The sequence below is a fragment of the Kaistia adipata DSM 17808 genome (assembly GCF_000423225.1).
In the GTDB taxonomy this organism is placed as follows: Bacteria; Pseudomonadota; Alphaproteobacteria; order Rhizobiales; family Kaistiaceae; genus Kaistia; species Kaistia adipata.
The window spans coordinates 1-2,500 of the sequence record NZ_AUHO01000002.1 but is presented as its reverse complement, the minus strand read 5'-3'; the positions used below and the strand labels follow the sequence as shown (position 1 = coordinate 2,500).

The following is a 2,500-nucleotide window of genomic DNA, read 5'->3' as shown; positions in this document are numbered from 1 at the left end:
GATCTAGCCATGAGCAGGTTGAAGGTGCGGTAACACGCACTGAAGGACCGAACCCACGTCTGTTGAAAAAGACGGGGATGACTTGTGGCTAGGGGTGAAAGGCCAATCAAACTCGGAAATAGCTGGTTCTCCGCGAAATCTATTTAGGTAGAGCGTCGGATGAATACCTTGGGGGGTAGAGCACTGGATGGGCTAGGGGGATTTACCGTCTTACCAAACCTAACCAAACTCCGAATACCCAAGAGTACTATCTGGCAGACAGACGGCGGGTGCTAACGTCCGTCGTCAAAAGGGAAACAACCCTGACCGCCAGCTAAGGCCCCCAAATCATGGCTAAGTGTGAAAGGATGTGGGGATCCCAAAACAACCAGGATGTTGGCTTAGAAGCAGCCATCATTTAAAGAAAGCGTAACAGCTCACTGGTCTAAATAAGGGTTCCTGCGCCGACAATGTAACGGGGCTCAAGCCATGTGCCGAAGCTGCGGATGTGATCGTAAGATCACGTGGTAGCGGAGCGTTCCGTAAGCCTGTGAAGGGAGACTCGTGAGAGCTCCTGGAGGTATCGGAAGTGCGAATGCTGACATGAGTAACGACAAACAGTGTGAGAGACACTGTCGCCGAAAGTCCAAGGGTTCCTGCGTAAAGCTAATCTGCGCAGGGTTAGCCGGCTCCTAAGGCGAGGCCGAAAGGCGTAGTCGATGGGAATGGGGCGAATATTCCCCAGCCTGCGGGTAGTGACGAATGCCGTGTATTGTAGTGCCTTACTGGATTGGTGCTGCAGTGAAGGCGTTCCAGGAAATAGCTCCCGCGTATAGACCGTACCCTAAACCGACACAGGTGGACTGGTAGAGTATACCAAGGCGCTTGAGAGAATGGTGCTGAAGGAACTCGGCAAATTGCCTCCGTAACTTCGGGAGAAGGAGGCCCTCGGCTTGGGCAACCAGGTCGGGGGGGCACAGACTAGGGGGTAGCGACTGTTTACCTAAAACACAGGGCTCTGCGAAGCCGTAAGGCGACGTATAGGGTCTGACGCCTGCCCGGTGCCGGAAGGTTAAGAGGAGAGGTGCAAGCTTTGAATCGAAGCCCCGGTAAACGGCGGCCGTAACTATAACGGTCCTAAGGTAGCGAAATTCCTTGTCGGGTAAGTTCCGACCTGCACGAATGGCGTAACGACTTCCCCGCTGTCTCCAGCACCTACTCAGTGAAATTGAATTCCCCGTGAAGATGCGGGGTTCCCGCGGTCAGACGGAAAGACCCCATGAACCTTTACTATAGCTTTGCACTGGCATTCGTGTTTGCATGTGTAGGATAGGTGGTAGGCTTTGAAGCATGGGCGCCAGCTTGTGTGGAGCCACCCTTGAAATACCACCCTTGTGAATATGAATGTCTAACCGCGGTCCGTCATCCGGATCCGGGACCGTGCATGGTGGGTAGTTTGACTGGGGCGGTCGCCTCCCAAAGTGTAACGGAGGCGCGCGATGGTGGGCTCAGACCGGTCGGAAATCGGTCGTCGAGTGCAATGGCATAAGCCCGCCTGACTGCGAGACTGACAAGTCGAGCAGAGACGAAAGTCGGCCATAGTGATCCGGTGGTCCCACGTGGACGGGCCATCGCTCAACGGATAAAAGGTACTCTGGGGATAACAGGCTGATGATGCCCAAGAGTCCATATCGACGGCATCGTTTGGCACCTCGATGTCGACTCATCACATCCTGGGGCTGGAGAAGGTCCCAAGGGTTCGGCTGTTCGCCGATTAAAGTGGTACGTGAGTTGGGTTCAGAACGTCGTGAGACAGTTCGGTCCCTATCTGCCGTGGGTGTAGGAATATTGAGAGGATCTGTCCTTAGTACGAGAGGACCGGGATGGACGTACCTCTGGTGGACCTGTTGTGGCGCCAGCCGCATTGCAGGGTAGCTATGTACGGACGGGATAACCGCTGAAGGCATCTAAGCGGGAAACCCACCTCAAAACGAGTATTCCCTTGAGAGTCGTGGTAGACCACCACGTTGATAGGCCGGGTGTGGAAGTGCAGCAATGCATGCAGCTTACCGGTACTAATAACTCGATCGGCTTGATCACTCCCATTAATCCATGCTCATCCGCTTCATGCAGGATGAAACAACGACGACAAAACGCATCACTGCAAAACCAGTTTCTCTGTGCTTCGCCGGCCTGGTGGTCATGGCGAGGAGCCTGAACCCGATCCCATTCCGAACTCGGCCGTTAAACTCCTCCGCGCCAATGGTACTTTGTCTTAAGACACGGGAGAGTAGGTCGCTGCCAGGCCTGCAAAGCACAGAAATCTCGACAAAATTCTCTTCACGATCCAAAACCCAAAAAGCCCCGCCCGGACAAAATCCGGCGGGGCTTTTTGCCGTTCCAAGCATGCCAAAGCCGCGAAACCAGACGCCCCCCGCCGGGGCAGGGCAAAGGCCAGCGCAGGGACGAGATCGCAGGGACAGGCCCGGCCAGGGCCAGCCGGAACAGCCGTCTACCCAAA

The 2,500-nt window shown here is 55.2% G+C and carries 2 rRNA genes (1 of these 2 cut by a window edge); both read left to right on the top strand.

From position 1 onward, the window contains the following. Positions 1 to 2,079: ribosomal RNA gene (locus G539_RS0100040) — 23S ribosomal RNA — on the top strand (it extends 673 nt beyond the left edge of the window). Between the two features lie 92 nt (positions 2,080 to 2,171). Further along, positions 2,172 to 2,286, top strand: a 5S ribosomal RNA gene (gene rrf / locus G539_RS0100035). Positions 2,287 to 2,500: the final 214 nt, after the last annotated feature.